This is a genomic window from Oribacterium parvum ACB1 (assembly GCF_000238055.2).
Classification (GTDB): Bacteria; Bacillota; Clostridia; order Lachnospirales; family Lachnospiraceae; genus Oribacterium; species Oribacterium parvum.
On sequence record NZ_KE148312.1, the window covers coordinates 348,133 to 372,646 of the forward strand.

The following is a 24,514-nucleotide window of genomic DNA, read 5'->3' on the forward strand; positions in this document are numbered from 1 at the left end:
TTAGATGTCGCTAATCGCAAAAACAGTATAAAAAATCAGGAGAAGCGAAACAATACAGTCGAGCGTTGTTTGCCTGAACTGTACGAAATGATGTCCGATATGTATGATTTTGAGGGGATTCTATGGAAGTCAACGAATTTTACAGAGAATGGCTTACCCGCAGCGGTTTTGTTGAATGTGAATCTACACAGAACTTTAGCCCTGCCGGAAAATTGTATCTCGCGCCAAAGGAAGTAGCCTGTGGATATTACTGGGTCTACGGAGAAAAGGATTTGTTTGATATTAAAATCCATGATTTCTATTTTTTCGAGGATCACTTTATCTCTCTTACTACGCCGGAGTGTTTAAGCATTACTTACTATGATTCTGTGTCCGGGGAGGAGTTGACCCCTTACCGTCGTTTAACTGCGGGATGCGTCAAAACCTTTCATGGAGGGCATGCGCTTTATCAATCCATTATGCACAAGAATATTCCGATTCGTTCCGTGGGGATTGAAGTATTTCCCGCATATTATGAAAAATATCTGCGGGAAAGCTATCCGGATGACTACCTTCCTCCCAATGAGGCGTTTCGTCGCATCGGGCAGACGCTTGACTTTCCGGAGATGTCCCGTCTTTTACGCCAAGTTTGGGAGTATAAAGGAGAAGGCATACCGGCAAAATTATTTTATGAGGGTAAGGTCGCAGAAGCGGTTTCTCTTGTTTATGAACACGGAAAGAAAAGTAAAAGTGATTTATCTGCAAAAATATCCAAGCAGGATATAGAAGCCTTAAGTAATGTTACCTCCTATATCCATGACCATTTTAACTCGGCACTGCCGCTGGATACCCTTTCACGAATCGCCTGTATGGGTACAACAAAGTTGAAGACCTCTTTTAAGCATGTCTATCAACGCACCATTTCGGAGTACATCCAAGAGCGACGGATGAGCCACGCGGAAATGCTGCTAGCCTCTACAGATCTTACAGTCGACCAGGTAGCTTCGGCTGTCGGGTATTCCAATGCCGGAAGATTTGCGGAAAAATTTAAAAATAATACAGGACTCTTTCCGTCGGAATATCGTAAAATGGCACGGAGGAAATAAGGCAGAATATTTTCTATTTATACAATTTTTGCTATCCTAAAGCTTGCAAAAGTTATTTTTTCAGATTACCTAAACCGGTTAAACAAGGAGATATATGAAAAAAATCAGTAAAAGCATGAAAATATGTATCGCTCTGGGCATCTTATTCGGGCTTATTCTTCTTTTTATTAAGTTGCGCTTTCAACTTAGTGAAGAAGAAACCATGCGCATTTACATTTATTCATCCATAGCAGTTCTACTCACCGGCGTTATCATAAACCTGTCCTATAATTTATTTTATGGAAGGAAAATCAACGTCCTGACACCCTTACTCGCTGAAGCAAAGTATGATGAATATTTGGAAAAGATAACAGCTATTAGAGACAAAGTAAAATCCAAGCATCTTAGGGCTATTGCAGAGCTGAATCGTACGGCGGCATTAACAGGAAAAAAAGAATATCGTGCTGCGGTGGAAATTCTAAAGGAATTGGCACCGAGGGTAAAGAAAATGTCTTCTGTAGAGATGGTGAGAAGGCTGAATCTCTGCTTAAACTATTTTTACTTAAAGGAATACAAGGAGGCGGAGACTCTTTATAAAGATAGTGAATCTCTTTTCAGAAAATACAAAGAGAATGCGTTCTATAAAAAGAACTTTACCATTTTGGATTTGTTTATGGATCTATGCTGCTATGGAAAAAAGGAGGGCGTGGCAGAGGGGATTCAGGAAGCAAGAAGGATGTATCCGGAAAAGCAATTGCAAGAAGATTTTGATTATTTGGAGGCGCTTTTAAAAGAAGGAAAATAAGATGCAGAAAGACACAAAATAGGATGTATTGGGTTGTGGCAAAGGGGAGGGAAAAAGTAGCGTGATACAGTTTATACAAGAGGAAATTTTGAGAATGGACTGGCTAAGCCGACTGTTTCGGGTGGCTTTGGAGCGTATTGGGATTGCTACGGAAAGTCGCCTCGGAGGAAGCCTTCATTTCTTTCTCTATGATTGTGTGAAAATCACAGTTTACCTTTGCGCCCTGATATTTGCCATTTCCTATGTGCAGAGCTTCTTTCCGCCGGAAAGGACAAAGCGGATTATGGGGCGTTTTCACGGCATCTATGCCAATATCATAGCGGCTCTTCTGGGAACGATTACTCCTTTTTGTTCTTGCTCCTCCATTCCGATTTTTATGGGATTTACAGCAGCCGGCATTCCCCTTGGAGTATCCTTTTCCTTTTTGATTTCCTCTCCCATGGTAGATTTGGGAAGCCTTGTGCTCCTCACCGGTATTTTCGGTCTAAGGATTGCCTCTGTCTATGTGATATTGGGACTCTTGCTGGCGGTTCTAGGCGGCTTAGTGATAGAGCATTTGTCCTTGGAAAATGAGATAGAACCCATTCTTTTGCAGCTGCAACCTGTGGAACAGGCACTCCCCACATTATCCCGGAAAGAGCGTCTTTCTTATGCTGCCGAGCAGGTGAAAACGACCTTTCGAAAGGTTTTTCCCTATATCCTTTTAGGGGTAGGTATCGGCTCTTTGATTCACAACTGGATTCCGGAGAACCTGATTATTTCTTTACTTGGGAAAGGGAATCCTGTCGGGGTGATTCTTGCGACTCTGGTGGGGATTCCCATGTATGCGGATATTTTTGGAACGATCCCGATTGCGGAATCCCTTCTTATGAAGGGGGCGGAGCTGGGAACGGTGCTGGCCTTTATGATGGGGGTCACTACCCTTTCTCTTCCCTCTATGATTATGCTTAGGAAAGTCATTAAGCCGAAGCTCTTGGGGACTTTTATAGGAATATGCATCCTCGGTATTATCCTTATCGGATATATTTTTAATGCATTACAGGCGGTGCTCCTGGTATGATTTAAGAGGAAAATGCTTTCCTTTTGACTAAGCAGTACTGCCGGAGTGCAGGCTATCTTGTGCTACCTTTACTACATTGTCCTTATTAGGAGATATTTATGGAAAAGAAAAAGTTATTTGTGTTAACGGGCTTTTTGGGAGCCGGAAAAACCAGTCTTTTGCTACATATCCTGGAAGAATTCTCCGATAAAAAGCTTGCAGTCATTCAAAACGAATTTGGAAAAATCGGGATTGACGGAAGCATCCTTCAAAAAAAGGGGATACAAATCAAAGAAATCAACCGAGGCTCCATTTTTTGCTCCTGCCTGCAACTTTCCTTTGTGGAGGCTCTGGCAGAGATGGGTAAGGGAGAGTTGGAATACCTTTTTGTGGAAAGCTCCGGTCTTGCCGATCCTTCGAATATTCGGGACATTTTAAAGAGTGTAGAAGTTCTAGCCGGGGACGTCTATGATTTTCAGGGAGTGATCTGCCTGATTGACGGCGTACATTTTCCGAAGCAGGTAAAGGATACGGAAACGGTAGATCGGCAGTTAAAGCATTGTGATGTAGCCATCGTGAACAAGATGGATTTGATTTCCGAGGAACAATATAAGAAAGTACTTTCTTTGATTCGGGAAGTGAATCCCCATTGCCTGATTTTACAATGTGAAAATGGAAGAGCAGATCTTAGCTTTATTCGAGAGGGCTTTGAAAAGGGAAGCTGGATAGATTCGGAAGAAAGCTTAAATACAGTGGACAACAAGCCGAAAACCATTTCTCTGGTATGTGCGGAAAATGTTTCCAAAGAGCGTTTTCATCAATTTTTACAAGCAGTTTTGCCGGACTGTTATCGGATTAAAGGTTTTTTCCTTTTGGACAATTGCTGGATGCAAGTGGATGTGGTGGAAGAACTAATCGACTATAAGCCATGCCCTGAGAAGGAGATTTCCGAGCTGGTATTTTTGTCGAAGGTTGGACCAAAGGTGATTCGGAGCATTGATGAAGCTTGGAAAAAGACGATGGATAGTCCCATGAAATTAAAGAATTAAAGAGTAAGAAAAGTTGGAAAGAAACGTAAAGAGGGATGAATATGGAAATCAAGGTTATCGGTGCAGGCTGTAAAGAATGTGATACATTATATCAAAATGTAAAAGAGGCGGTAAAAGAGCTGGGGAAGGATGCTAAAATCGAAAAAGTAGAGGAGTTAATCGAGATTGTAAAGCTTGGGGTACTCAGTGCGCCATCCCTCATGATTGATGGGAAACTTATCGTAAGCGGACGGGTTCCCGGAGTCGGAGAATTGAAAAAACTTTTGTCTTTAATCTGAATGTGGGACATGCCACTCCCAGAGCGATTCTTCCCTTTGGCATTATGGCGAAGGTGGATGTTTTGGCACAAAGAATCAGCTTTACGGAAGCGTAAGGCTGATTCTTAACTAAAAAAGACACATATTTTTCACAACTAAATTAGCACTCAACACTTGACAGTGCTAACAACTTGAGTATAATCATAATCAAGCAGAGGAACAGAGAAGACCGCAAGGACTTTAAAGGTTCTCACGATGATGAAGGTTCTTCCCCTTGCTGAAAAAAATGACAAGAGATTAGAAGTCAAAAGAAGAGTATAAGGAGGAAAAAGATATGTTAGCACCTAGCATTTTTGGAGAGAATTTATTTGATGATTGGTTTGATTTTCCGAGTTTCGGAGGCATTGGCAGAGTAGAGAATAAGCTTTACGGAGACCGCAGCGGAAGATTGATGAAGACAGATGTCCATGAGAAGGACGGACAGTACGATATGGATATCGACCTTCCGGGCTTTAAGAAAGAGGATATCAAGGTAGAGCTTCATGACGGCTATCTTCAGGTCAGTGCTGTGAAGGGCTTAAATGAAGAAGAGAAGGATGAGAAGGGTAAACTCATTCGTCAGGAGCGTTACTCCGGCTCTATGCAAAGAAGCTTTTATGTTGGTGACAGCATTAAGCAGGAAGATGTAAAAGCAAAGTTTGAACAGGGCGTTCTGAAGCTTTCCTTCCCGAAGGAAGGGGAGAAGAAACTTCCGGAAAAGCAGCCGATTATGATTGAAGGTTAAGGCTGCCTTGTTGCGGAATTTAAGGCTAGGAAATGTAAAGAAAGAAGATAGAATTTAATAGATTCTATTTGGGGAAGGCACTCTTTATGATGAGAGATAAACCTGCGGATCTCATTAAGCCGGTAGTATCTATTAAGAAGTAAATTTAGAAGCCTGAGTTTTAGAGCTTTCCTAGATAAAGCTTCGACTGTTAAAAGAAATATCCGCTTGAAGGGGGATAAGAAAAGGTTTGTGAAAAGATTCACTTTTACAGACCTTTTTTTATCCCTAAATATTTTTCACACCTAGATATGCTTTTTTACCAGTATATTTTTTATAACTATTCATTTTGTTTCAATTTTTTGATAAATAGGATTTTCTATTAAATTCTTTAGGGAGGCGTGAATATAAAAGGGAAAAGGAAGAGAGGAAAAAAGCAGAACAGAAAAATAGATTGTTAAAATATTGACATATAAATAATAGAAGAGTAGCATGGGGGACGTAAAAAGTTGAAAGGTCTATTTAAGGAGGCTTAAGATGAGATTTACATTACCAAGAGACATTTATCACGGAGAGAATGCATTAGAGGCTTTGAAGACTTTTAAAGGAAAGAAGGCCTTTGTCTGCGTGGGCGGCGGATCGATGAAGCGTTTCGGTTTTTTGGACAGAGTAGTACAATACTTACAGGAAGCCGGTATGGAGGTTAAGCTTTTTGAAGGGATTGAGTCCGATCCTTCCGTGGATACTGTCATGAAGGGGGCAAAGGAAATGCAGGACTTCGGACCGGATTGGATTGTGGCAATCGGCGGTGGCTCTCCTATTGATGCAGCGAAGGCAATGTGGATTAAGTACGAATATCCGGAGTGCACCTTTGAAGATATGTGTAAGGTCTTTGGCATCCCGACACTTCGAAATAAGGCAAAGTTCTGCGCGATTTCCTCTACTTCCGGAACGGCTACCGAGGTAACCGCATTTTCCATTATCACAGACTACAAAAAGGGAATTAAGTATCCCATCGCAGACTTTGAAATCACTCCGGATGTTGCTATCGTTGACCCGGCTCTGGCACAGACCATGCCGAAGAAGCTCGTTGCGCATACCGGAATGGATGCATTAACTCATGCGATTGAAGCTTATGTTTCTACCGCAAATTGCGACTACACGGATCCTTTGGCGTTGCACGCGATTGAGATGATTCGGGATGACCTGGTAGATTCCTATAATGAGGATAAGAACGCCAGAAATGAGATGCACAACGCGCAGTGCCTTGCCGGAATGGCATTTTCCAATGCACTTCTCGGAATCGTGCATTCCATGGCGCATAAGACCGGTGCGGCATTCGGGGATTTAGGCGCACACATCATTCACGGTGCGGCAAATGCCATGTATCTCCCGAAGGTTATCGCATTCAATGCAAAGGACGAGACGGCGAAGAAGCGTTATGCCAAGATTGCCGATGTTATTGGCCTTTCCGGACATTCGGATGACGAAAAGGTAAAGGCATTGATTACTTATGTAAGAGGTTTAAACGACAAGCTGAACATTCCGCATTGTATCAAGAACTATGGTGCAGACTCTTATCCTACAGAGCAGGGATTCGTTCCGGAGAAGGTTTTCTTAGAGAGACTGCATGACATTGCGGTAAATGCCGTTGCCGATGCCTGCACAGGCTCCAACCCCCGTCAGCCGAGCGTAGAGGAAATGGAAAAGCTCTTAAAGTGCTGCTACTATGACACGGAAGTGGATTTCTAAACAAGAAAGCGAATTCTATTTTGTATTTACGCGTTATGATTAAAAGCAAGCTCCTCGAATGTTTTTAGTGGGGAGCTTGCTTTTTTATCTTAATATTCCTATAATTTTGTAAAAATTTATATTTTAAGTATAAAGAAAAGGAGAATTTATGGGAGAATCTTATTTTGACGGCGGTTTATTACAGTTAATCGGATGGAAACTTTTGGGGGCTTTAATCATTTTGTGTACCTTTGGTATTTGTACTCCTTGGGCAATATGCATGATTTATAACTGGGAAATCTCTCATACTGTGATTAACGGACATCGTCTTCGTTTTACCGGTACAGCGACCGGCTTATTCCTGCAGTGGATTAAATGGTTTTTCCTCTGCATCATCACTTTCGGTATATATGGCTTTTGGGTAGGAATTGCTTTGAAAAAGTGGCAGGTAGCACATACCGAGTTTGCAAATTAAAATTTCTGCAGAATACAATTTTGCGTAGGAGTAAGAGTCTTTTTGGACTTCCCCGGGGCTCTTATTTTTGACTATGGAAATATAATAAAAATTTTTTTTTCATAGATTGTAAATGGCGCTGTATTTGATACAATAGGTCTATTGCTGCCATCGGCAGTAAAAAATGTAGAAGGGGGTTTTTATGAGTTGGAAAAAACGCTGATTGATTTAAGGGGAATTACCAAATCTTTTGATGGAGAGCTGATTTTGGATGATCTGAATCTTTCCATAAGAGAGAACAGTTTCGTAACTTTGCTCGGGCCTTCGGGTTGTGGCAAGACGACCACACTTCGTATTATTGGAGGCTTTGTGCATCCGGATAAAGGACAGGTATTTTTTGAGGGGAAGGACATCACCAATTTGCCGGCAAACAAACGGCAGTTAAATACGGTATTTCAAAAATATGCTCTATTTCCTCATATGAATATTGCGGAAAATATTGCCTTTGGACTGAGGATACGCAATAAGTCGGAGGCTTATATTCGGGATAAGATTCAATATGCCTTGAAGCTTGTGAACTTACAAGGCTATGAGAAGCGTTCCGTGACTTCGCTTTCCGGCGGGCAGCAGCAAAGAATCGCTATAGCAAGAGCGATCGTGAATGAGCCCAGAGTCTTACTTTTGGACGAACCCTTGGGGGCTTTGGACTTAAAGCTTCGGCAGGAGATGCAATACGAACTGATTCGCTTAAAAAATGAATTGGGAATTACCTTTATCTATGTTACCCATGATCAGGAAGAGGCACTGACCATGTCCGATTATGTGGTGGTAATGAATCAGGGTTATATCCAGCAGGCGGGCTCCCCCGAGCAGATTTATAATGAGCCGGAAAATGCCTTTGTGGCGGATTTTATCGGCGATTCCAATATCGTACCGGGCATTATGTTAGAAGATAGACTGGTACAAATTTTTGGTGCAAACTTCCCTTGTATTGACGAGGGCTTTGGCCGAAACAAACCTGTCGATGTGGTTATCCGACCGGAGGACGTGGAAATTTTGGAAGACGGAGATGATCGTGCAATTCTTAAAGGAACAATGACGCACATCATTTTCAAGGGAGAAATCTATGAGATGGAATGCACCACCGAGGATGGCTTCGAGTGGTTGGTGCACTCCACGGAGATGCATGAGCCGGGAAAGAAGGTGGGACTCTATGTCAGACCTTCCAATATTCAGATAATGAATAAGCCCGAGTCTGAGGACGAGGAGGCTATCGGCATTGAAGAATAAAGAGAATACCTTACTGGCCACACCCTACTTAGTTTGGATGTGTGGTTTTATTGTCATTCCGCTGGCACTCGTGATTTACTATGCCTTTACGACGAAGGCGGGTGCCTTTACGCTGGAAAATGTAGGGCAGATTTTACTGTGGGAAAATTACAAGCCCCTAGTTTTGGCACTGCTTCTTTCTTTAGCAAGTACGGTGCTCTGCTTTGTTTTTGCCTTTCCGCTTGCTTTAATTCTTCGCAATAAGAAAATCGGGAAAGGCTCTTTTGTGGCGTTTATTTTTATTCTTCCCATGTGGATGAATTCGCTGCTTCGGATTCTTGCGTGGCAGACTCTCTTGGAGCGAAAAGGGGTGCTGAACGAGATTTTGCTTTCTTTGCATTTACCAAGACAGAACCTCATCAATACTCCCTATGCCATTATTCTCGGCATGGTTTATGACTTCCTGCCCTTTATGATTTTACCGATTTACAACACGCTAAGTAAAATTGATGACAATACCATTGATGCGGCCTATGACCTTGGGGCGAGCTTCTTCACAACCCTTTGGAAGGTGATATTACCGCTTTCCGTTCCGGGCATTGTCTCGGGGGTGACCATGGTTTTTGTTCCGGCACTCACTACCTTTGCCATTTCGAATATCCTTGGAGGTGGAAAGATTTACCTAATCGGAAATGTTATCGAGCAGGAGTTTACGACAAATTCCAATTGGAATGTGGGCTCCGGCCTTTCCATGATTCTGATGCTCTTTATCATTCTTTCCATGGCGGTCCTTTCCCGCTATGACAACGGAGAGGGGGCGATGTTTTAATGGAAAAAAGAGGAAAAAAATATTTGGAAAACGGTTATTTAGGCTTGGTGGTGCTCTTTCTCTATGCACCTATATTCATGCTGACCGCGCTTTCCTTTAATGCGGGACGAAGCAGAGCTCATTTTTCCGGCTTCAGTCTTCAGTGGTATGCGGAGATGTTTCAGGACGAGGCAATTTTGCAGGCCTTAAAGAATACATTGATTATTGCATTTTTGTCGGCCTTTATCGCGACTGTACTGGGTACCATGGCGGCGATTGCAATTCGAAAAATGAAGAAGCTGCCGAGAAATCTGATTATCGGGGTAAGTAATGTCCCGATGCTGAATGCCGACATTGTGACCGGTATTTCTTTGATGCTGATGTTTATTGCCTTTCGTTTTAGCTTGGGCTTTAACACCATACTCATTTCCCATATTACCTTTAATCTGCCTTATGTTCTTCTTTCCGTGCTTCCGAAGATTCGGCAGAGCTCACAGGTAAGCTATGAGGCGGCACTTGACCTTGGGGCGACTCCGCTTTACGCCTTCTTTAAGGTAGTGCTTCCGGATATTATGCCGGGGGTTTTATCAGGATTTTTACTGGCCTTTACCATGAGCCTCGATGACTTTATCATCACGCACTTTACCAGAGGCGCGGGCATCGATACCATTTCTACACTGGTCTATTCCGAGGCAAGAAAGGGAATCAAGCCGACGATGTATGCCCTCTCCACCCTCATTTTTGTGACGGTTTTTGTGGTTTTACTTTGTGCGAACTTTGCACCGGGATTTTTTGAGCGGAAGAAGGAGAAGACTGCATAAAGCGAATATTTGCCGAATCACCTTCGCACATCTCTTCAAAAGGTGTTTTAAAGCACTCTTTTATCGAGCTCTTTTCGCTGTATATTTCCCTCAAGACCCACTGCGTTCCCTATTTGTTCCATGCACTTATTCACTCGTGCTCCTAGCGAACTCGCTACGCTCAAACACGCTTCGCACTCGTTAGTTAGCATGGAACAAATAACGGGAGCCTCGCGATGGTCTTTTCGTGAAATATACAGATAAAGAGCAGGTTTAAAATAGAGCAATCCTAAAAAAGAGTGCGACTTGTAAAAAAGTTGATATATTGTTATAACGTTTGAAATTTTCAATACTAAGAGTAGGAAAAGATTATGTTAAAAAAAGGAAATAATAGTAAAAGAAATTTTCGTACCGGCGGATGCTCTCGTAAGATCGCAGTTCTTTCGGTGCTCTTCCTTTGTCTTACTTTCACCTTTTTCGTAGCTTGCGGTAAGGGTGAGACGAATACTGCGGAGCAGGGGAATCAGGCGGATGTGCAGGGGGACAATGTCGTTACGGTCTACAATGCGGGAGAATATATCGATCCTGAGGTACCGAAGCTCTTCGAAGAGGAAACGGGAATCAAGGTGATTTACGATACTTTTGAGACAAACGAAGAAATGTATCCGGTTATTCAGGCCGGAGGGGTTGTTTACGATGTGGTTTGCCCTTCCGACTATATGATTGAGAAAATGATGCAAAATCATCTCCTGCAGGAGGTTGATTTTAACAATGTCCCGAATATCAAAGAAATCGGAAAACAGTATATGGAAATGTGCGAGCAGTTCGACCCCGGGAATAAATATGTTGTACCGTATACCACGGGAACGGTAGGAATTCTTTATAATAAGAGAATGCTGGATGAACTCGGCGTGCCCTATCCGACCAAATGGGCAGACCTATGGAATCCTAAGCTCAAGGGAGAAATTCTTATGCAGGACTCCGTGCGAGATGCCTTTATGGTGGCATTAAAGATGGAAGGGCATTCCATGAATACCGTGAGCGATGCGGAGCTGGATGAAGCTTTGCAGGACCTTATCAAGCAGAAGCCTTTGGTTCAGGCCTATGTAGTGGATCAGGTGAGAGACAAAATGATTGGAGAAGAGGCTGCGGTCGGTGTCATTTACTCCGGAGAAATCCTTTATGTACAGGATGAGCTGGAAGGCACGGATGTGGAAATTGACTACGCAATCCCCGAGGAAGGCACGAATGTCTGGTTTGACGGTTGGGTGATTCCCTACAATGCAAAGCATAAGGAAAATGCCGAAAAATGGATGAACTTCCTTTGCAGGCCGGATATTGCCGCGAAAAACTTTGAATATATTACCTATCCGACCCCGAATACAGGAGCGCTTGCACTTTTGGATAAGAGTTATACGGAAAATAAGGCTGTTTTCCCGGATATGGAAAAATTGTTGGAAAAGGGAGAGGTCTATACTTACCTCGGAGAGGAAAATGAGGCCAAGTACAATAATCGCTGGAAGATTTTGAAGGCATCGTAAGGTGATTATAATTATCTTTTAGAAAAATTTTTCCGAAAAAAAATATAGAAGAGTTCTTCCACTTCAAAATAAAGCTATTCCCGGAAAGTAAATTTTGTTAGAATAAAAGAAATAAAAAACTTTTACGCAGTGTTAAAGGGGGAAAGATAATGCGCTCAAAATATGTGGCTTATATCGGTTCTTATTCCTACACCGGTTCTGCAAAAGGGATTACTATCTGCGATGTGGATATAGAAAAAGGGAAATTCACGAAGAGAACAGAAATAGAAGTGAACAATTCTTCTTACGTTGCAGTTTCGAGAGATCAGAAAACACTTTATTCCATTGCGGATGAGGGTGTAGTTGCTTTCCGGATTCTGGATAATGGAGGCTTAAGCAAGTTAAATACGAGAAATATTCGAGGCATGAGAGGCTGTCATTTGGCTGTGGATAAGAGTGGACAGTATCTTACGGTCTCCGGCTATCATGATGGAAAAGCCACATTACTGGCTTTGAATCCGGACGGTTCTGTGGGAAATATCATTGACGGTGTATATGATCAAGGTGTCGGATCCGTTGCCGAAAGAACCTTCCGTCCCCATGTTTCCTGTGCCAGAATGACGGATGACCAGAAATATATTTTAATTGCGGATTTGGGAATTGATCAGGTTAAAATCTTTCGTTTTGACAAGGCAGACGGAAAGATGCGCCAGATTGATACACTTCGCTGTGAACTGCAATCCGGTCCGAGACATTTCCGCTTCTGTCCTGATAGAAAATACTTGTATCTTCTCTATGAGTTGAAAAATGTAATCGATGTTTACGCTTTTCATGAAGAAGAGGGGGGAGACGAGGTTACTCTGGAGAAGATTCAGACTATTCCCACCTATAAGGAAAAGGATCAGGACCCTTTAATTGCGGCTTGTCAGATGCGTTTCTCTCCGGATAAGGATGCGTCTCATCTTTTTGTATCGAATGCGGGGATTAATACCATTTCCATTTATGATAGAGATATTAAGACGGGGCTTCTGACCATGAAGGGGAGCTTGCCGATTGGGGGAGAATATCCGAAGGATTTCTGCATTTTCCCGGATGAAAAGCATATCGCCGTTGCAAATAACGAAAGCGGTACGATTACGTTCTTGAATATTGACTATGAGCACGGGCTTCTGTCTATGTGTGCGAGAGAACTGGAAATTGATGAGCCGAACAGCATATGCATGGTAAAGCTCCAAGGTTAAATGTGCTTTGCAAGGTGGCTCTTCAAAGATAAAGTTACTGTGTAAGAGTTTGCTTGAAGCTTAAAGTTACTATGTAAGGAGAGGTATGGGCGGAAGTATTTTTGGAAAGATTTTCCGTATTAGTAGCTTTGGAGAGTCGCATGGAAAGGCTCTGGGGGTCGTTGTGGACGGTTGCCCGGCAGGACTTTCGCTTTCTGAAGCGGATATTCAGCCTTATCTGGAGCGAAGAAGACCGGGAAAGAACTTGAAAATGACCCAAAGAAAAGAGGGGGATCAGGTAGAGATTCTCTCCGGTGTCTTTCAGGGACTGACTACGGGAACTCCGATTGCGTTAATGGTTCGAAATGAGGATCAGCGTTCGAAGGACTATGGAGATATTGCCGAATCCTTCAGGCCGGGACATGCAGACTATGGCTTTTTCAGTAAATACGGGTTTCGAGACTACCGTGGAGGCGGACGTTCTTCCGGGAGAGAAACGCTTGCGAGAGTGGCTGCCGGAGCGATTGCGAAGAAAGTATTGCAGGAGCTTCAAGTCGAAGTGGATGCCAAGGTAATGGAGCTTGCGGGAATCTCTCTTTCCACTTCGGAAGGCCGAGCAGAAGCGGATGCACGCATTCTTAAGCTAAGAGAAGAGGGCGATTCTGCAGGAGGTGTTGTGGAATGCAGAGTGAATGGACTTTTCCCCGGTGTCGGAGAGCCGGTTTTTGATAAGCTGGATGCCCGCATTGCAGAGGGGATAATGTCTATCGGAGCGGTAAAAGCGGTCGAAATCGGAGACGGAGTGGCTGCTTCGAAGGTCTTGGGTTCCGAAAATAATGATTCGTTTTTTACGGTTGAAGCTTTTCCGGAAAGTAGAAGGGGGTATATTTCTACAGAGGAAGCGGGCGAATCAGATGAATCGGATGACTCGGAAAGAGGGGGCACAGAAGAAGATTATTTTTTAGAAAATAATTTAATACGGCTGAAAAAGAAATCAAATCATAGCGGAGGAATCCTGGGAGGAATGAGCGATGGATCCGAGATTCTTATCAGAGCGAGCTTTAAACCGACTCCTTCCATCAGCAAAGTGCAAAATACAGTAAAGGAAAGCGGAGAGCCGATTTCTATAAAAATAAAGGGACGACATGATCCGACCGTGGTAGAACGTGCTACGGTAGTGGTAGAGGCGATGACAGCGATTGTGGTGCTGGACTGTTTACTGGAAAATATGAGTGCAAGACTGGAGAACGTGAAAAAAATATATCGGAAGGAGTAGCGCTATGGACGTTCATGCAAGTGTTACCGTGGTTTTACTTTTTATTTTGGCAGTTTTGGGGTTCGTTTTCCTTTTCTTTTTTGTGGGTGATCTACGGAAAAACAGAGAGAATATGGAAAAAGAAACAAGTTTTTTTCTGGGCAGTCTGATTTCTTTTGTTATCAATTTTTTTGATGTCTTCGGGATTGGGAATTTTGCACCGGGAGCTTCCCTTTATAAAGGCTTAAAACAAACGGATGACCGCTTGATTCCGGGAACTTTAAATGTAGCTTGTACCATACCGGTTATTGCGGAGGCCTTTTTGTTTATTCATGGGGTCAGGGTGGAACCGCTTACCTTAGTGAGTATGATTGTGTCGGCTATGGTCGGGGCATGGGTTGGTGCAGGTTTCATTTCCAGATTGTCGAAGGAAAAAATCCAGCTGGTTATGGGCGTGGCCATGACTTTAATTGCATTTGTTATTATAGCGCAGGTGACGAATCTGGTGCCGGTGGACGGAACAGCAATCGGTCTGCATGGGATCAAGCTCGTTATTGCGGTTACAGGTAACTTTTTTCTTGGTGCAGTAATGACTGCCGGAGTCGGATTGTATGCACCTTGTCTTGCGCTTGTCTGTCTTTTGGGAATCAATGTTTCCGTTGCCTTTCCGATTATGATGGGAGCCTGTGCCTATCTTATGCCGGTGGCTTCTATTCGTTTTATCAAGCAGAACAGCTACAATCGGAAGCTGGCACTCGGCGGAAATATCTTCGGTACGATTGCAGTTATTCTGGCTTTTCGAGTTTACCTCTTAATCAGTGGGTCGTTACCTTCGCATGCTTTGAAAATCATTGTAATTTGTGTGATGTTTTATACTGCGATTTCTATGTTTTATTCTCTGTACAAGGAAGAAAAAGGGAGGAGCAAACATAGAGATATAGAATGACATAGAGGATAAGAGAATAAAAGGATAAGAGAATAAAAGAATAAAAGAACTAAACTATCAAGAGATGATAGATCATGGAATTATTAAACAAAACAGAAAATAGATAAAAAACAATAAGTTTTTTAGAGAAAAGAAGAAATACCATAGCGAAATAAAGCATTGTGCAGTAAAATAAGAGGCTGTGAGTTAATATTGTGTGAAAAAGACAGAGGGCGATATCGTCTTTGTCTTTTTACTGTGAAAGAAGAGGCTAAAAATGAAATTTATCAAGAGCATTCATGCTGTAGATTCTCATACAGCAGGTGAATCAACCAGAGTGGTAGTAGGGGGAATCCCTAAGATTCCGGGAAAGTCGATGCCGGAGAAAAAAGAGTGGTTAGAGAAGAACTTGGATTACTTGAGAACTGCAATTATGCTTGAGCCAAGAGGCCATAACGATATGTTTGGTTCTATCATGACGCAGCCTACTGCAGATGAGGCGGATTATGGTATCATTTTTATGGACGGTGGCGGATACCTCAATATGTGCGGGCATGGTACTATCGGTGCGATGACCGTTGCGGTAGAGACCGGCATGGTGGAGGTTACAGAGCCGGTTACAAAGATTGTTCAGGAGGCACCTGCAGGAATCATTCTTGGTCATGTGCAGGTTGAAAATGGAAAAGCAAAGAAAGTTAGCTTCCAAAATGTTCCCGCTTTCCTCTATAAAAAGGATCAAGAGGTAGAGCTTCCGGGACATGGAAAGATTAAGTTTGACATTTCCTTTGGCGGATCTTTCTTTGCGATTGTTAAGGCGGATCAGGTAGGACTTGAGATTAAGCCGGAAAATGCGGCGGAGTTACAGGAACTGGGGATTCAGCTCAGAGACATTATCAATAAGGAAATTCCTGTACAGCATCCTACGCTTTCTCATATTCACAGCGTGGACTTGGTGGAGTGGTGGTCAGAGACAGAAACCAAAGATGCAACTTTAAAGAACTGCGTGGTTTTCGGACAGGGACAGGTAGACCGTTCTCCCTGCGGAACCGGAACCTGCGCAAAGATGGCAACCTTATTTGCTAAGGGAGAACTGAAGGTCGGAGAGAAGTTCTATTATGAGTCCATCCTCGGCACTATTTTTGAGGGAGAGATTCTTGGTACGACCAAGGTGGGAGACTATGATGCCGTGATTCCGCAGATTACGGGTTCAGCTTATATTACCGGATTTAATCACTTTGTGATTGATGAGGAAGATCCTGTAAAATACGGCTTTGTTTTGAAATAAAATGAGCTGTCTTGTGTTTTTCCGGATGGTGCTCATTAGAATAAAAACTAGCGAACTAACCTAGCGAGGAATGGCAGTATGGAAGGAAGACTTACTAGAGCTAGCGGCGAAAAGAGCGCAAGAAGAGAAAAATTTATTTTTCTCTTCTTATTTTGCTGTTCTCTTCTTTGGGCTTTTTTCTTTTTTTTCAATAGCGGAAATGCGGAAAGGCTTATGAAAAAGAAAAGTCTGCTTGCCCTAGGCGAAGTAGGAGTGCTTTCTCTCTATATTTTTGCTGTTTTGTTTTTTCGTAAGCGAATCTTTACAAGCAAAAAGAACTATCTGCTTTGCCTTTTTTTTCCCTTGCTTCTTTCTGCATACCTACATCGTTTTCTTCTTCCTTTGGGGATTTCGCTCTTATATTTTTCTTTATTGGCATCGTTTTTTGGTTTTCTTCTTTCCGGAAAGCTAAGCTATTTTCCAAAGAAAATGAAGAAACTGCTTGCTTCATTACCCTATAAGGTAGAGGCTTTTCTCATCCTTCCATTTCTTTTTATCCAGATGAATCGCAGCAATATTGCCTTGGACTATGACTCGCTTCGCTATGGTCTAAGGGGGGAATATACTCTTTTTTCTTTTCCGGATGCTGTATTTACCGGAGGGCAATCATTGAGTGAAGGAATCCATTCATTCCTGAAAGGATTTTTCAGTTCGCACGGTTTACTCAATGCCGTATACAGCTATCCGAAGGGACTGGAGCTTCTTACCGCGCCTCTCACTGTTTTACCGGGATATGGTTTTCTTCTGGCTTTTCAGATCTGGACTTATCTGGCGATTGCTTTGGTTTTGTTTTTACTATCAAGAAGAATTCATCTCAAAAGCGGGATGCCGATACTTCTTTTGTTTTTCTTTTTTTCCTCAATCGGAAATATGTCGATTACTGCAAAAACGGATAATATTACCTTGCTTTTGCAAGTCTTAAGTCTATATTTTTATGCGAAGGGAGAACGAAAAAACAGCGTTTCCATGCTGATTTTCAGTTATAGCTTTAAGCCGACAGCAGTAGTCTTTAGTACTCTGATTTTAGTCGGACTATTTCTAGACAGCCTTCTTAAGGGAACAATCAGGGAGTTTTTCTTTAAGGAAATGACTTCGGAAGGGGAGAGAACTGAAGAAGTAAGAGTTAAAGAAGTAAGAGTTAAAGAAGTAAGTGACAAAGAAGTAAGACATCCCAAAAAGGAAAAGAGAATCAGGCAAATTTGTATTTTAGGAACTCGACAGGAGGGATCTACTGTCCTGTTACTGGTTTCGCTTTTTTTTACGTCCCTGGTTACACTTCGTACCTTCCTGATTACCGGTTTACCCTTTTCTACTACTTTTACGGGAATCTTTAAGGCAATGGGCTTTTCCGTAAAGTGGCCCTTTAATCTGGATGCTCATGTGGATTATAGCGGAGAAAAACCTGTTTTTGAGGTTGTTCTTTCTGTTGTGAAGAGAGTCTTTTTTTTCCTTTTTTATCCTGTGGGTGAGGATATGGAACATGTCAGCATTGCATGGAGCGGAGTAGTATTTCCGGCAGTTCTTTTTTTGGCATTTAAGAATGCCGTTTGTGTCATCTTCCCAAAGGGGAAAAAATATGCAATGAAAGGTATCGAGGGATTGGAAGATGAAGGAGGGAATTACTCATATTTACGGATTGTTTTTCTCTTAATCAGTTTTTTCTCTCTCTTAAGCTTTTCTATGCTTTGGCAGATTGACGGAAATTACTATATTTTGTGGGAGTGTCTTGCGCTTTTACTTGCGGCTTCTTCTCCTTTATGGAGTGAAAAGCAGGGTTTTTTAAGGACAAATAAGTGGATAAAGGGGCTTTTCCCATTAACCTATCTCGCTTCAATATTGATTACACTTGTAACCTCTTGGGCGGGAGCGGTCGGTTTTACACCGATTGATTTTGTGAATAAGGGCTATTACGACCATTTTGCTGTGGAAAAGGATAAGCAGGCAAAACGGGGAAGTCTTCCTCTTTTTCTAAAAATGGCAGAGAATCCGAACAATCATGTTCTCGCTGTTGCAGAAACACCGGAATGCTATCAGATTCCCTGCATTGTGGAAAGTATTACCGATGTGGAGGGATCCGGAGGAAGCCCGGGCCTCCATAATGATCCGCTTTACTTTGCGTGGTTTTTAAAATGGGCAAAAACGGATTACATTTACATAGAGAAACCCTTTTTAGAAGAACAAAGAGAAAAGAGAATAAAGAAAATGCTCGGGCAGATGGCAGAGCTCGGAATCCTGATAGAGCCGGAATTTTCCACAGAGCCTTCTGCAATGATGAGCGTGGATGACTTTGACTTAGCATGGCTTTTAGGAAGACAAGAGGGAGGAGAGAAAGATTTCAAGAATTTAACGAAAACGCAAGATAGTTTTCCGAAATACCTTCTTGTGAAAGTGAATCAGTCTCGCTTAGAATATGCGTGGAGAGAAGAGCCATATCCTACGCTTACGAAAGACGAAGAGGAGAATGCGAAGAGGGTGTGGACTTGGATAGAACGGGAATTAGATACAAAATAATGGAAGCGCATGAGGGCGAAATGAGTAGTGTGAGAGAACAAAACAGTTTGCAGGCAGAAGACCGCTTAAAGAGTCAAGATAGCGTGAAGAAGCAAAGCTTGCAGGATGAAGATTATGTAGAGAAAAAAAATAGTTTGCAAGTGGAGGAGAAAAGAGAGAAAAGACAGAAAAGACAGGGAAACATATTCAGATTGCTTTTCTTCCTGTGCAGCTTTTGCCTGTTAATGCTTTTTGCCTTTTATGTAAACAGGCATATCCATATTAAAGCCTTATATATGGATGACCTGTATCTCTTTTCTTTCTTTCGGGAGCAGGATTTCTTGACCTTCAGCTTTCCGATAGGAGAGGCGGTGCGATTCCGTCCGGTTTACTGGGCTCTTAGCTATATCGAAATGGTCTTTGTGGGGAACGATCCCAACCGCTACTGGTATTTCAATGTGGTATTAAATGGCCTTTTGGCTTGTTTCCTTTGCTATTTCTCCTGGGTGGTTTCAAAGGGAAAGAAAATTGTCTCTCTTTCTTTAAGCCTTATTTTTCTGTCTGCCCACTTTGCTTATTATCAGATTGCACAGGCACTTGGAATACTGGAGACTTTGGCACTGGGATTTTCATTGATTACCCTTTATTTTCTTTATTTGCAATTAAATGAAGAAAAGCATTTTCTGCGAAACCTTGTCTTTTCTCATATTTTCTTCTTTTTACTTGTTTTTACACATGAACGTTATATAGCTTTGCTTCCTCTTTTCTATGTTCCGCTCTTTTTTAGGGGGAGAGCAGGGGAAGCGAAGATTTTGACAGGAGGAAAAATCCTCCCTCTTGCTCAAGCTTTTCTTTTTTATGCTATCCGCAAGTTTGCCATTGGTTCTTTCATTCCTAAGGGGACGGGCGGAACGGAAGTTACGGAAAGCTTTAAACTTGAAGAAGCCCTGCAGAATGCCTTTACAGAGGTTTATTACATCTTCGGCTTTCAGAAGGGGCCGGAGCATTTAAATGGAATCCCTTGGGAGAAGGTTAGCCCGGATATGCGGAAACTGGTCTACGCATCAATTGCCGTTCTGGCTTTCACAGTGCTCTTCTGCCTGATTTTTGCGTTCGTCCGCATTTTTAAGACGGATAAAAGTGCAGGAAGAAATGCAGGAAGCAGTATCGAAAGCGGCAGTGGAAGCAGCATAGAAAACAGTATAGAAAACAGTATAGAAAACAGTATAGGAAAGAAGGCTACAAAAGATTTAGTAAACAATTCGGTAAGTGACTCGGTTAATAACTTAAGAAAAGACCAAAAGCGTGAAAAGCTCTCCCGTCTTCGCAACTTTATCGGAAACAATATTTTATTCTTACTGTTTATCGCGATGTGTATCGGTTCTTCTTCCGTGACGATTCGCGTGGAAATGCGCTGGGTTTATGTGAGTTTTGCTGCCTCTCTTCTCTATTTTTCGTATTTGCTGGGCGTGAGCAGGCTGCCGCTCGGTACGATTTTCTGCTTGGCCTTTATTTGCCTGCGCCTTCCGGTGGAGCGCTATTATCGTTCTTATTTTCCACAAATCTATTTCTGGGAGGATCAGGATAGGATGAATTCCTTGGCAGAGCAGACCATAGAAAAGTACGGACGAGACTATGTTTTGGGTAAGCAGGTCTATATTCTGGAAAACAGCTATAAGATGAGTAAGTTTTACGGAGATACCTTCTTTCAGGTCTTTGATGAGGATTTCAGCGGACACGGTACGAAGATTCATTTCTTCAAGGATTTTAGGGAGCTTCCGTCGGAAGCAAATTCCTCTAACAGTATTGTTTTAAAGGAAGTGCCGGAGGAAAGAGGCTATAAGGATATTACCCAGGAGGTATTTCCAAACCTCTGATGTTAGAAGATTCTCCGGATCGGAGAAAGAATAAATCTGATTTTTGAAATGTAGAAGTGAAAAATAGATTTGCTTCTATGCTTCGAAAGCAGAAAAATTAGAGCAGTTTTCGCTGATAGCAGGACTTGGTTGGAAAACCGCATCTAAAAAATGAATTTGCTTCAAACTACTATAAAATAAAAGGACATAATTTTGCTGAGAAAGGAAGGGAGAGTATGGCAGGGCATGAGGGAAAAAACAGAAATATACCGGTGGCCGGGTCAGAAGTTTCTACTGCACCGACTTCCGGCGAAGAAGCTTCCGGAGAGCGGGTTCCCTTAGGGCAAGGTTTTGGGGTATCGGCTTTGGGCAAGCATCTGCTTTCCAAGGGGAAAGAAGGGAAGCTCCCTGTTGCTTTATTGCTCCTTTCTTTCCTCATGGCGCTTGCCATTCTCTTTTATGTTCTTCTAAGCACTACAGATGTATTATATTCTGACTATATTCGGCTGGTAAATTCCTATTTGGGAAAGCCCTTTCAGCTTGGGGATTTACTGCAAAAGGATATTTTAACCAGAATTCCCTTGACCTATTTCTTTAGGGAAATAAACCGTCATTCTTTTGGTTATACCCTGATTTTTGACCGGGCACTTGGGGTACTGGGACTATTCTTAGCCAGTAAACCCTTGCTGCTTTTTATGAGAAAAAAGCAGCTGTCCTTTTCACAGCAGCTTCTGTTTTTACTTCTTTTTTACAGCTTAAATAAGTGGGAAATGCTTTTAAACGGCTCGGGTTATATTCATTTTCTGGCCTTTTCAGCATTTTATGACTATTTCTATGCTTTGGATCAGGCCTTCAGCAAGAAAAGCTCCTTGCTTGTTCTATCGATTTATCCGCCATTTATTTTACTGGTGGCAGGGCCATATTGCTTGGCGGTATTCCTTTCCTGCTTTGCCCTGTTCTTCTTCCTGGCTTTGGGGAAGAAGCTCTGGGATATGAAGGGGACGATTCTTCTCCTTATTTCCAATGGACTTTGCCTCTTTCTGTATCTTCTCAGCAATCACTATGCGGTGTATGAATATGCCGGGGCGGAAAGCATTTCCCTAAGGGAAGTACTGCAAAATCATCTGCTTTTTGTGGTGAAATTTATCTTTTACGGCTTTTCCTCTATGCTGGTTTCCGGGGAAAATCTGGAGAAGCTTCTACGAGACGGAGTGATACAGGGAAAAGGAATCGTTTTGATTGGCGCATTTGTGCTTTTCTTTTATATTTTTATGACCCTGTTGTATCTTTGGAAGTTTTTTGCATCTTCCGGAAATGGAGGAGGAAAAGTATTTTCAAAGAAGAATGACGGAGCGCCTTCCTTAAATCAGGGGCAAAAAGAAGCTGTAAATCCGATAGAAAAAAACCCTATGGCAGCAGAAAAAGGCGGAGAGTCTTTCTACTTTGGTTTATTGCCGGGACTACTGCTTCTCCACGGCTTAGCCAGTCATGCTCTGGTTTTCCTCACTCGCTATATGTTTTTAAAGGAAAGCTATGCTTTTCAAAGTCGTTATGCTCTGCAATACCAAAGTGCTTTGCTGGGAGCATTTTTGCTCTTGTTCTTATGGAAAAATGAGAACCGAGCAAGTTTGGGACAGAAAGCAAGAACAGCACAGGGCAGACTTGCCGTTTGTCTTCTGTTTAGCGGAATCTTTCTCTTGGGCACCCTGTGGACAGACCGCAGTGAATGGGGAAAATCCATGTATAGAAGGGAACATTATGAGCGTATGTGGAGCTATTCCCATGACCTTTCCGCCTATTCTGATGAGGAACTGGAAGATGTTTTTGAGTATCGTCATGGCGGAGAACGAATTCGGAAGGCCTTTGCCATCTGGGAGCAGGTGAAAAAGGACTGGAGAGAAAGAAGGTAAGGAGGCTAATTTCCCAGCTCCAACGGTAGATACAACAGCTTTCATGGGGGAGATAGCGAAGTTCCTACAGAGGCAAATAGATAAGGCTAAATTGAAAAAGTAAATTCCAGTGCAGAAGTAAATTCTACCTAGCAAAAATAAATCCCAAAAATCAGGCAGTTTGAAATTTCATTTCTGCCTGATTTTGCTATTATAGTGTATAACAACCTCAAAAAAATCTCTTTCCGGGCATGGGAAATAAGCCAAGTGAACATTGATTAGATGAATTAATTAATTTGGGTTTAAAGGTATTTCCTATCTGTTACGGTGGATGTGAATATAGGAATCAAATATCGGGATTTCATTGTGAAAAGGCTCAATTTTATGCCAATGATATTCCCCCGATCAAGGAGATGGTAAATGCTGGAAATCAAAGGCTTGAAGAAGAGCTTTAAAGCAAAAGAAGTTTTGAAAAATCTGAATTTTTCCATAAAGGAAGGAGAAATCGTCTGTTTGCTGGGGAATAATGGAGCCGGAAAGACTACCGTAATTAACTGTATTCTGCGAATGATACAGGCAGATGCAGGCTCTATACTCTTGGATGGACGAGACATTTTTACGTATAAAAATAAGGAGTATTTTTCCGAGGTAAATGCTTTGCTGGAATCCAGTGTGAATGTTTATGATTATCTTACCGGATGGCAAAATATTGAGTACTTTTCCGGACTTCTGAACATTGATTCCGGGAACGAGAAAATCAAAACGTATATTTCTCTATTCGAATTGGAAGAAGCAATCCATGAAGCTGTAGGGACTTATTCTCGAGGAATGCGACAAAAGCTGGCTTTATTGATTGCCCTAATGTCCTCTCCGAAGCTCTTACTCCTAGATGAGCCTACTTTGGGGCTGGATATACAGAGTAAGTTATCCGTTATTCAGATATTGAATACCATTATAAAAACAGAGAAAATTGCAGTATTACTCACGTCTCATCAAATGGATGTGGTACAAAAGCTTCAAAGTAGGATACTGATTTTAAAGGATGGAGTCGTACATGAATTCGATAAAACGGATTACGAAGACAAGGATTTATATATGGTTTCCTTTATAAAGGATAATGTGCCGGAATGTGACACGGTTCGGGGAAGCTTTCAGGATATATATCAAAGCTATTATAAAAAATATGAAATTCTGGAAATAAGAAAAAAGGAAAGAGACTTGGAAGAAATATTGCTGGAGGTTTTCCATGAAAATGATTAAGGCTGAATTCAAAAAAAGTCTGATAGAGGCGGCCAGCTATTATCCGGATTATATCGTGGGCATATTAACAGATATTTTGTTACTCGTAATAGTTATGCATACGGAGGGGGAACAAGAGGAAAAGCTCTTTGCTTATGTTTTATGGATTTTGGTAAATGGTGTTTTATCGGAAGCGTCTTTATGTATATCCACGGAAAAGCAGATGGGAACTTTGCAAAACCTGATGATTAAACCCTATTCCATTATGCAAATTATTAGCGTAAAAACCTTGGTTTGGTTTTTGCTAAATAGTGTTAAAGCTTGTATTTGCATAGGAATAGCCTCTTTGTTTATAAAGCTTAGCTTTCGATTTGAATATTTTTATATTGTTATCTTGGTGTGCTTTGGCTGTATGGGGATATCCTATATACTGTCTGCCTTAACCCTCATTTTTACGAAAATGGCCTCTTTTGTCAGCATTGTAGGCTATCTGTTTTTATTTCTTTCCGGCAGTATCCTTTCTTTACCGGGATATCTGAACTATACCAATCCGCTATCGGCAGGTTCCCATTTTTATGCTCTCTGGATTCGTAAAACAGCAGGTGTTAAAGATTTTTTCATGTTACTGATTCTATGTGCAGTATATTTCTTTGTAGGAAAAGAAATTTTTGCCTTTGTTTTTCGAAGAAGTAAACAGTTTAAATGGACCTATTAAGACTATAATGAAGTGTTGGTAAATAGATAAGTTCCTGCCCTG

Annotated in this window: 21 protein-coding genes; all 21 read left to right on the plus strand. The window is 42.0% G+C overall.

The genetic code is table 11. The features are described 5' to 3' along the window. Positions 1 to 122: 122 nt before the first annotated feature. Positions 123 to 1,085 carry a helix-turn-helix domain-containing protein gene (locus HMPREF9625_RS01735; protein ID WP_009535004.1) on the plus strand — a complete coding sequence of 321 codons (963 nt, stop codon included), beginning with the start codon at positions 123 to 125 and terminating at the stop codon, positions 1,083 to 1,085. 94 nt (positions 1,086 to 1,179) lie between these two features. Continuing rightward, on the plus strand, positions 1,180 to 1,869 hold the full coding sequence (locus tag HMPREF9625_RS01740; RefSeq protein ID WP_009535003.1) for a hypothetical protein: 690 nt from the start codon (positions 1,180 to 1,182) through the stop codon (positions 1,867 to 1,869). Positions 1,870 to 1,963: 94 nt separating this feature from the next. Next, on the plus strand, positions 1,964 to 2,929 hold the full coding sequence (locus tag HMPREF9625_RS01745; RefSeq protein WP_009535002.1) for a permease: 966 nt from the start codon (positions 1,964 to 1,966) through the stop codon (positions 2,927 to 2,929). A 98-nt stretch (positions 2,930 to 3,027) separates the two neighbouring features. Continuing rightward, positions 3,028 to 3,957, plus strand: a complete 930-nt coding sequence (locus HMPREF9625_RS01750; RefSeq protein ID WP_009535001.1) for a CobW family GTP-binding protein — start codon at positions 3,028 to 3,030, stop codon at positions 3,955 to 3,957. Between the two features lie 41 nt (positions 3,958 to 3,998). Further along, positions 3,999 to 4,235: a thioredoxin family protein gene (locus HMPREF9625_RS01755; RefSeq protein ID WP_009535000.1), complete on the plus strand. Its 237-nt coding sequence runs from the start codon at positions 3,999 to 4,001 to the stop codon at positions 4,233 to 4,235. A gap of 313 nt (positions 4,236 to 4,548) precedes the next feature. Further along, positions 4,549 to 4,998 carry an Hsp20/alpha crystallin family protein gene (locus HMPREF9625_RS01760; RefSeq protein WP_009534999.1) on the plus strand — a complete coding sequence of 150 codons (450 nt, stop codon included), beginning with the start codon at positions 4,549 to 4,551 and terminating at the stop codon, positions 4,996 to 4,998. Between the two features lie 516 nt (positions 4,999 to 5,514). Further along, a complete protein-coding gene (locus HMPREF9625_RS01765; protein WP_009534998.1) occupies positions 5,515 to 6,729 on the plus strand; it encodes an iron-containing alcohol dehydrogenase in 1,215 nt (404 codons plus the stop codon). A gap of 148 nt (positions 6,730 to 6,877) precedes the next feature. Beyond that, positions 6,878 to 7,183: a YjgN family protein gene (locus tag HMPREF9625_RS01770; protein ID WP_009534997.1), complete on the plus strand. Its 306-nt coding sequence runs from the start codon at positions 6,878 to 6,880 to the stop codon at positions 7,181 to 7,183. 186 nt (positions 7,184 to 7,369) lie between these two features. Then, positions 7,370 to 8,452, plus strand: a complete 1,083-nt coding sequence (locus HMPREF9625_RS01775) for an ABC transporter ATP-binding protein (protein ID WP_009534996.1) — start codon at positions 7,370 to 7,372, stop codon at positions 8,450 to 8,452. Beyond that, positions 8,442 to 9,260: an ABC transporter permease gene (locus HMPREF9625_RS01780; RefSeq protein WP_009534995.1), complete on the plus strand. Its 819-nt coding sequence runs from the start codon at positions 8,442 to 8,444 to the stop codon at positions 9,258 to 9,260. The genes HMPREF9625_RS01775 and HMPREF9625_RS01780 overlap by 11 nt, the downstream gene beginning before the upstream one ends. Further along, complete coding sequence (locus tag HMPREF9625_RS01785) at positions 9,260 to 10,060, plus strand: ABC transporter permease (protein WP_009534994.1); 801 nt, start codon at positions 9,260 to 9,262, stop codon at positions 10,058 to 10,060. The genes HMPREF9625_RS01780 and HMPREF9625_RS01785 overlap by 1 nt, the downstream gene beginning before the upstream one ends. A gap of 350 nt (positions 10,061 to 10,410) precedes the next feature. Continuing rightward, positions 10,411 to 11,580, plus strand: a complete 1,170-nt coding sequence (locus tag HMPREF9625_RS01790) for an ABC transporter substrate-binding protein (RefSeq protein ID WP_009534993.1) — start codon at positions 10,411 to 10,413, stop codon at positions 11,578 to 11,580. A gap of 149 nt (positions 11,581 to 11,729) precedes the next feature. Beyond that, a complete protein-coding gene (locus HMPREF9625_RS01795; protein WP_009534992.1) occupies positions 11,730 to 12,800 on the plus strand; it encodes a lactonase family protein in 1,071 nt (356 codons plus the stop codon). 85 nt (positions 12,801 to 12,885) lie between these two features. Further along, complete coding sequence (gene aroC / locus HMPREF9625_RS01800) at positions 12,886 to 14,055, plus strand: chorismate synthase (protein ID WP_009534991.1); 1,170 nt, start codon at positions 12,886 to 12,888, stop codon at positions 14,053 to 14,055. 4 nt (positions 14,056 to 14,059) lie between these two features. Continuing rightward, complete coding sequence (locus tag HMPREF9625_RS01805; RefSeq protein WP_009534990.1) at positions 14,060 to 14,980, plus strand: sulfite exporter TauE/SafE family protein; 921 nt, start codon at positions 14,060 to 14,062, stop codon at positions 14,978 to 14,980. Positions 14,981 to 15,236: 256 nt separating this feature from the next. After that, on the plus strand, positions 15,237 to 16,244 hold the full coding sequence (locus HMPREF9625_RS01810) for a proline racemase (RefSeq protein WP_009534989.1): 1,008 nt from the start codon (positions 15,237 to 15,239) through the stop codon (positions 16,242 to 16,244). A gap of 213 nt (positions 16,245 to 16,457) precedes the next feature. Further along, positions 16,458 to 18,794 carry a putative hexosyltransferase gene (locus HMPREF9625_RS01815; RefSeq protein WP_242822656.1) on the plus strand — a complete coding sequence of 779 codons (2,337 nt, stop codon included), beginning with the start codon at positions 16,458 to 16,460 and terminating at the stop codon, positions 18,792 to 18,794. Further along, positions 18,794 to 20,650 carry a hypothetical protein gene (locus tag HMPREF9625_RS01820; protein ID WP_009534987.1) on the plus strand — a complete coding sequence of 619 codons (1,857 nt, stop codon included), beginning with the start codon at positions 18,794 to 18,796 and terminating at the stop codon, positions 20,648 to 20,650. The genes HMPREF9625_RS01815 and HMPREF9625_RS01820 overlap by 1 nt, the downstream gene beginning before the upstream one ends. 215 nt (positions 20,651 to 20,865) lie before the next feature. Then, complete coding sequence (locus HMPREF9625_RS01825; RefSeq protein WP_009534986.1) at positions 20,866 to 22,539, plus strand: hypothetical protein; 1,674 nt, start codon at positions 20,866 to 20,868, stop codon at positions 22,537 to 22,539. A 399-nt stretch (positions 22,540 to 22,938) separates the two neighbouring features. After that, positions 22,939 to 23,778, plus strand: a complete 840-nt coding sequence (locus tag HMPREF9625_RS01830) for an ABC transporter ATP-binding protein (protein ID WP_009534985.1) — start codon at positions 22,939 to 22,941, stop codon at positions 23,776 to 23,778. Beyond that, positions 23,765 to 24,472: an ABC transporter permease gene (locus tag HMPREF9625_RS01835; protein ID WP_009534984.1), complete on the plus strand. Its 708-nt coding sequence runs from the start codon at positions 23,765 to 23,767 to the stop codon at positions 24,470 to 24,472. Before HMPREF9625_RS01830 ends, HMPREF9625_RS01835 begins: the two co-directional genes overlap by 14 nt. Positions 24,473 to 24,514: the final 42 nt, after the last annotated feature.